The sequence below is a fragment of the Negativicutes bacterium genome, from assembly GCA_021372785.1.
Taxonomy (GTDB): Bacteria; Bacillota; JAAYKD01; order JAAYKD01; family JAAYKD01; genus JAJFTT01.
Genome location: JAJFTT010000019.1, coordinates 24,526 through 31,391, shown reverse-complemented (window position 1 = coordinate 31,391; position 6,866 = coordinate 24,526). Strand labels below are relative to the sequence as shown.

Below are 6,866 nucleotides of genomic sequence, written 5' to 3'. Positions count from 1 at the left end.
TTGTGCCACCACCCCCGTCCCCCTGGTTCACCCTGGTTCAGCGAAAAAGAGGGTTTTTGGATTCCGCGTCAAATTAGAAGGCTGCTCAGAGTACGGATTCATTCGCTTTTCAATTTCAATTAGGAGGTAGTGCCATGTTTGGCTTACAGACTGCGGCGATGGGGCAAACGGAAAAATCGCAGGTTTCAGAATTGATCACGCTGCTTTTACTGGCGGCTGCTATCCTTACTCCCTTGATTATCGTGCCTTACGGCGCCGATTATTTCTACCAACCCAAAGCGATTTTTCTGTATCTGCTCAGTCTCATCATGCTCACGGTGGATCTCTATTGTCAGAGAAAGATTTCGCTGCCAAAGGATGCCATTAATATCCTGCTGTTGGTTTATCTGGCTTTGGTTTTCTTGGCTACCTGTTTCTCAACCGATCTGCGTATCTCTATTTTAGGACGCGTCCGCCGCTGCGACGGGATTTTTACGATTTATACCTATGCGGTCTTCTTTCTGTTTGCCCGTCATCATTATCGCTATCAACCGAAGCATCTGGACTGGTTGTTTGCATCAGCGACACTCCTGTCCGTCTACGGCATTTTTCAGCATTTCGGGCTGGACCCTATCCCGCGCGATCCGCAGCGGATCGGTTGGGGTTTGCGTCCTTTTGTGACCTTTGGCAATCCGGATTTCTTTGGCGCTTACCTCAGTCTGGTTTTTCCCTTGAGTTGGTTTGCGTATCTTGCAACAAAGAAGCTGCGCTATTTGGGCGCAGCAGCGCTGCTCTTTCTTTGCTTCCTTTACGTTTCCACTCGTAGCGCCTGGGTGGGTCTTGCCTTCGGCACACTGCTCCTTTTTTGGTTTGTCTATTCCCTCAAACTTAGTAAAAAAGCTTTGTTGCTCAGCCTGCTGGTTTTTCTGCTGCTCTTTGCCGGGGTTAATTACAAAGACGGCGGCAGCATGGTCAACCGGCTGCAGTCGATTGCGACGGACGCAGCGAAGGTCATCACAAAAACAGAAGATTATGAAAAAGCCGGCGCCGGTCGGATTTATATTTGGACCCGGGTCTGGGGATTGATCAAAGCACGTCCGTGGCTGGGTTATGGCCCGGAAACGCTTGGGGAGGTCTTCCTGGCAGCATACCGTGATGACATGCTGGAACACTATCATAAGCTCTATCTTTTTGACAAAGCGCATAACGAATATCTGCATATTGCCGTGACCACGGGGATTCCTTCCCTCTTCTGCTACCTTGGTTTTTTGTTCCTCTGCTGTTGGCGGACTTGGCTGCAATTATGGCGTGCCGGTCAAATTTGGCTGCAGCGTAGCCAGCAAAAACAGACAGAGGCGAGGGCATTTCCGATGGACAGGAAATATTTAATCCAAGCCGGTTTGCTGATCGCGGTTGTCTCTTACTGCGTGCAGGCAGCGATGAACATCAGCGTGGTGTCGGTCGGTTATTTGTTCTGGATCTTACTCGGCATCATGGTAAGCGGAAATCGGAATCCACTCCAAAACCAGCAGGGAGAGCAGGCAAACAATGAAATGGCAAAATAAGAATTATACATATTTTGAATTAAACATATATAAAACGTAACTAATTACAAAGCCTGCGATCAATAGCGCGAAGATATAATTGCAAAGAATATATTTTGTCGGTCTTGCAATGTAATGCGTAATAATATATAATCGTAAGGTTAAATATGTAGTATATAGAAATAAAATACAATAATATGTATTTATAAATTTAAAAATGTAAAATTGTTAAATTTAAGAAAAAATGGGAAAAAAGAGTGACGGCGAATATATTTTCTCCGGAAGAAGGAATTATTCACACAGATATAGAAATTTGAAAAATATTGATTTTAACTAACACTATCGAAATAAAAAAATGTTCATAGGTGCAACGGAGAAGAAAGGGGGAGGGGGGATGCATCGATCCGGGCGGAAAGGCTTTACCTTAATCGAACTGGTCGTCGTGATGACGCTCATGGCAATCCTGTCCGGATTCGGCTTGCCTGCGGCAACTGCCTATTTGGAAGAATCGCAATCGATGCAGATGCAGAATTATGCCAAGACACTCTATTATGCCACCCAATCCGCCCTCACCTATTATAAAAGCGGCGGTCATGCAGATGATCTGAAACAGCAGATCATCCTGGCCGGAACGCCGATTGACAGTTATCTTTACGACTATCTCGGCAAAACCGATCCGGATCTGTCGGCAAACCAATATTATGCACTGTTGTTGGAAAAGGGGGAAGCAGACCCTCTTTCCGCTGATGCAAACTTAATCAAACAACTCTGCACCCCCTATCTTTATGATGCCGCAGTGTTGGCGCAGGGCGTCTGCCTGGAGATTGATTTAGACAACTACACCGTTTTTGCGGTTTTTTATACAGCCAATCCAAAATTATTGTCCTATACGGCAACCGCCCAGCAGGTCTCTCTTTTGGATCGCAGCGAGACTGCTTTAAGAACGAATCTGTTAGGAATGTATGTGGGGGAAGCGGTTGTCAAAACCTTCGCTCTGCAGGAACCCGCTGTCATTGACACAGCGGCAAATCCGGCGAATTTATTCGACGGCACCACCGACGGTTATGGGGAATATTGGGCGGTTGAACGCGAAAAAGATGAAATCAGTGTGGACAATCCGATCCCGATCACCATGGCTTTCTCGTCTTCTCACATCCGCAGAATCGAAATCGCCTGGTATGGCGCCGAGAAGACTTATGACTATAACCTCAGATATCTCAAGAAAAACGGCAGCTGGGGCCTGGTGAATCAAAGCGGTATTCGGCACGCCACGGGTTTTGATTACTACGAATTCAGCGATACAACGGAGCAGCTGCGTTTGGAAATCATCGGTCATAATCAACTGGATACCGTTTATGGCATCTGGGAGATTAAATTATACAAGCAAATCTTATCGGATAAGGATGTCCTGATCGAAGGAGCGGCCATTGAGGTCACCATTTCGTAGTATTGCCTGTAAATTGTGTCCTGCAGGCCAGTCTCGGGAATTTGGGATTAAGGGTGGGGGAGAATGAAACTAATCAGCCGGCAAACTCAAAACAATCTTCGCCCCGCTCATGCCAAACGTGGTTCCGCCATGGTCATCATCATCTGCGCCGCCGCGCTGTTTTCCGCCATGTCGCTCTCCCTCTTGTTTTCCTCCGCCACTTTAGCTGCCACAGCCAATCGGAAGATCCTGCGGCTGCGAACTTACGAACAGGCTTTGAGCTTCTCCGATGCCTTTACCAACCAGCTATCCTCGGAGGATTACGATTCGGAACTTTGTCAGAGCATTGATAATTTCTTAACGGGTTCCTATCAGGATTATCATTTCGACGACAGTGTCAGCCAGCAGGAATTGGCGACCTATACCTTTGCCATGACAAGCGCATTACCGGAAGGCTACGGCCAGATCGAATTGATCCTGAGAAAACAGCGGCAAACGATTCATATTTTCCTTTCGGATGATACCTTTGTCGTCAATAACTATTTGCCCAACGGTTTGGACCAACTCAGGGGGGATCTGTTCTATTATGAAAAAACGCTGAAGGATATCGATTATCTGGCTTGGGTCAGCGTCCGCTGCACCATCAACGGGGATGATGGCTCCGCCAGCACGGTGGACAGCAAATTCAAACGCACCGTTAATTATGTGCCGACTTATTCCTTAGTGCGCGGCGGCATTGCAACGGTAATCTACCACAACGATAATTTCGATTGGTATCTGAGCGCCGATTGCTCCGGAAGTATGCTCAGCCTGCAGGCGGATGATGTGATCGAAGGGGTCTGCACAGAAGAAGGCAGACTCTATTATTATGAGATCACAGGGGTGGACTAGCGTGAAAAGGAACTGTTTGCATTCTTTTCATCTCGATTTATGCCTTGAGAACTGCGAAAGGAATGGATTTTAAGATGAGCAAAAAAGGCAGCACGCTGGCGGAAGTGATTATTTGTTTCACGCTGTTGGTCCTCTTAATCACCATGATGAACGGGGCGATTCAATTTTCGCATAAAATGATCGTCAAGGCGGATGAAATCCGCGCAACGGCAGCCGAAATCGCCATACAGCTGATCGAACACAGCTACAGCAACAATCCCCCGGCCACAGCTCAGACGGCGAATGTCACGCTCACCGACGGCAGCTTGACCCTGCAGCTCGACCTGACTCTGCAGAGCAAAGAAATCACCGCCGCCGGCGGAGCGGTTTATCATTTTCTGGTTTATGCCGTACCCTAGCTTGAGTGTAACCGGAAAGGAGGTGCGTCTTGCTGCATCGCATCAAAACAGGCAGGCGTAAGGGGATCACCCTGGTGGAAATGGTTGTGACCTCCGTCTTGCTGCTGATGTTTCTCACCTCCATCACTTCCCTGATCGGTCCTTATATCAATAGTTTCTACCGTGTCCAGGATCTGAACAACTGTCAGCTAATGGCGGAGACCATCCTGGAAAGTGTGCGCAGCCAGCTGCGGGAAGCGACCAAAATCAATTTGATAATCAACAGCCAATATAAAGGTCAGCTCATTCTTTATACCGATCCCGAAGGTGTTTACCGTTTGTTGGAAACCGGCGGGGGCATAAAGAGTGTTTATGATATGAATGGAATCCAGGTTGGAGCCGATACTGAGCTGCAGCCGGGGGAACTCTGGATTTGCTATTACCGGGATTTACCCGATCTGGCAAATGATCCCGGCGCAGCGGACCGGACCCGCGGCATCGAACAAGTCTATGGCGAAGAGTTCTATGCCGGCAGTCAAATCGCACTGACATATCAGCCGGTCACCTTCAATGATGGAGAGAAAACCAGAATTTCTTATGTGACGGTGACAATTGAAGTGTGGCGCGGCGACCGTTTGATTTTCAGCGACAAGGGGGTGATTGATTTGCAGTACAAGCCGATCAGTATCATTGGCTGAAAACACTGCGCAGAACTGAGTCGGTCAGCGGATTATTTTATGAGGAATCTTAAAATCACAAAATCAGAAAGGAACCTATTTCAAATGATGAAGAAAATGAAAAGCAAAAAAGGCTTTACCCTCGTGGAAATCGTGGTTGTTCTCGTTATCCTGGCGATCTTGGCCGCTATTGCCATCCCCGCTTACACCGGTTATATTGACAAAGCAAACGAGAGAGCCATTGCATCTGAAGCGCGCAGCGTTTTAATGGCTGCACAAACATTGGGTTCGGAAAAATATGCCACTAATAAATTAGCCACATTGCCAACTGCAGATGATATCAAGGCTTTAGCAGAAGTTTTTGGTACTCTTGATGTGACTTATTTTTCGAATGGTCAAGTCAAATCATTAATATATGCATCAAACGGTAAGGTAGCAAGTTATGCAAAATCTGCGATAGCGACAACCGGAGTATGGACGATTCCTGGTACTGGTACACCTGCCGGCTTAGTCGTCACCCAATAAGAACCCGCAAACTAAAACGCATCCAATCAAGAAACATTTCGCCTCCGTCCGGTGGGAATTTTCTCTCACCGGATGGTTGGCGTTATGGCCAACTCCTGTCCCTTAAGGCTGCTCACGTCCAGCCTGTTTTAGAAAACAAGGCTCTCCGCAGGGCACAAAATTCATTTTATGTTTTGCGGAGAACCTTGCGCAAGCGTTGATTGCAGAAGGGAAGCAAGTGCTATGCCGAAATATCAGTATACTGCCTACGATGAAAGCGGGAAAACGCTGCGGGGTCAGGCAGACGCACTGGATGAAAAAGAGCTCTACCGCAAACTGAAGGAAGACAATATTTTTATTGTGACGGCCAAAGTTGTGGTGCAGCGCGGCAATCTGCGCCGCTTAAAACCCAAGATCGTGGTGTCTTATTGCCGTGAAATGGGAACCTTACTGAACGCCGGCATTTCGCTGGTGCGCGCTTTGCACATTCTGGCGCAGGAAGAAGAAATCGATCCCTATTCCCGTCGGGTTTTTGAGAATGTGCAGAATCAAATCCGCCGCGGCGTTGCACTTTCGGAAGCCATGCGCGCCCAGGGCAGCGCTTTTCCGGAACTCCTGATTCAGATGATCTATGCGGCGGAAAACAGCGGCACCATCGACAAAACCATCGCCCGTATGGCGGAGTTTTATGAGAAAGATTACCGTATGAATCAGAAAATCGGCGGCGCCATGACCTATCCGGCTGTTTTAGCGGTGCTGACCGTGGCCGCGGTGGCGGTGATTGTCACTTTTGTGCTGCCGCAGTTCCAATCGATGTTTGTCATGGTCGGTGAACTGCCGACGCCAACCCGGATCATCTTAGCCATCAGTGATTTTATGAGCAATTACTGGTATCTGGCTTTGGCGGCAGCGGGGTTGCTGGTTTTAGCGGTGAAGCTGATTTTGCGGGTCCCGCTGGTTCAGCTGCGTCTGGATAAACTGAAAGTGCATATCAAAGGTCTTAAGAAGATGCTTTGCACCATCTATACCGCCCGTTTCGCCAGAACATTGAGTTCGCTTTATTCCAGCGGCATGCCGATTCTAATGTGTTTGGAGGTAGGCCGCAGCACCGTCGGCAATGCTTACATTGCCTCTCAGTTTGATGCGGTGATCGCCTCGGTCCGACAGGGTGGCACACTGGCGCAGGCGGTGGGCATGGTCGATGGTTTTGAAAAGAAATTAGCTTCCACGATTTTTGTGGGAGAAGAGACCGGCAATCTGGATACGATGCTGAATGTGATCTCCGACAGCATGGATTACGAGAGTGAGATTGCGGTCGCTAAAATGACCACCATGATTGAGCCGATTATGATTATCTTGATGGCTTGTATTATCGGCTTCATCATGATTTCAGTCATGATGCCGATTTTTACGATGTATTCCGGTATCGAAGGCGGAGCGCTCTAAACAAAGCAAGCGATGAGGTGAA

7 protein-coding genes are annotated in these 6,866 nt (G+C 48.1%); all 7 read left to right on the top strand.

Annotated elements, in window-relative coordinates:
• Positions 1-134 precede the first annotated feature (134 nt).
• The 7 genes from LLG09_02555 to LLG09_02525 all read left to right on the top strand — a co-directional run bounded on the left by LLG09_02555 (position 135) and on the right by LLG09_02525 (position 6,844).
• The gene (locus LLG09_02555; GenBank protein ID MCE5195999.1) at positions 135-1,544 is read left to right on the top strand and encodes an O-antigen ligase family protein; all 1,410 of its coding nucleotides are present in this window, start codon (positions 135-137) and stop codon (positions 1,542-1,544) included.
• 373 nt (positions 1,545-1,917) lie between these two features.
• On the top strand, positions 1,918-2,970 hold the full coding sequence (locus LLG09_02550) for a prepilin-type N-terminal cleavage/methylation domain-containing protein (protein MCE5195998.1): 1,053 nt from the start codon (positions 1,918-1,920) through the stop codon (positions 2,968-2,970).
• A gap of 63 nt (positions 2,971-3,033) precedes the next feature.
• On the top strand, positions 3,034-3,840 hold the full coding sequence (locus LLG09_02545; GenBank protein ID MCE5195997.1) for a hypothetical protein: 807 nt from the start codon (positions 3,034-3,036) through the stop codon (positions 3,838-3,840).
• Between the two features lie 74 nt (positions 3,841-3,914).
• Positions 3,915-4,238 (top strand): hypothetical protein, encoded by a 324-nt coding sequence (locus LLG09_02540; protein MCE5195996.1) that lies wholly within the window; start codon positions 3,915-3,917, stop codon positions 4,236-4,238.
• Positions 4,239-4,267: 29 nt separating this feature from the next.
• Positions 4,268-4,915, top strand: a complete 648-nt coding sequence (locus LLG09_02535) for a hypothetical protein (GenBank protein MCE5195995.1) — start codon at positions 4,268-4,270, stop codon at positions 4,913-4,915.
• Between the two features lie 84 nt (positions 4,916-4,999).
• On the top strand, positions 5,000-5,419 hold the full coding sequence (locus tag LLG09_02530) for a prepilin-type N-terminal cleavage/methylation domain-containing protein (protein MCE5195994.1): 420 nt from the start codon (positions 5,000-5,002) through the stop codon (positions 5,417-5,419).
• Between the two features lie 222 nt (positions 5,420-5,641).
• Entirely contained in the window at positions 5,642-6,844 is a 1,203-nt protein-coding gene (locus tag LLG09_02525) for a type II secretion system F family protein (GenBank protein MCE5195993.1), read from the top strand.
• Positions 6,845-6,866: the final 22 nt, after the last annotated feature.

Coding starts and splice junctions, on each gene's coding strand:
- LLG09_02555 (MCE5195999.1), top strand. CDS start 135: ATGTTTGGCTTACAGACTGCGGCGATGGGGCAAACGGAAAAATCGCAG.
- LLG09_02550 (MCE5195998.1), top strand. CDS start 1,918: ATGCATCGATCCGGGCGGAAAGGCTTTACCTTAATCGAACTGGTCGTC.
- LLG09_02545 (MCE5195997.1), top strand. CDS start 3,034: ATGAAACTAATCAGCCGGCAAACTCAAAACAATCTTCGCCCCGCTCAT.
- LLG09_02540 (MCE5195996.1), top strand. CDS start 3,915: ATGAGCAAAAAAGGCAGCACGCTGGCGGAAGTGATTATTTGTTTCACG.
- LLG09_02530 (MCE5195994.1), top strand. CDS start 5,000: ATGATGAAGAAAATGAAAAGCAAAAAAGGCTTTACCCTCGTGGAAATC.
- LLG09_02525 (MCE5195993.1), top strand. CDS start 5,642: ATGCCGAAATATCAGTATACTGCCTACGATGAAAGCGGGAAAACGCTG.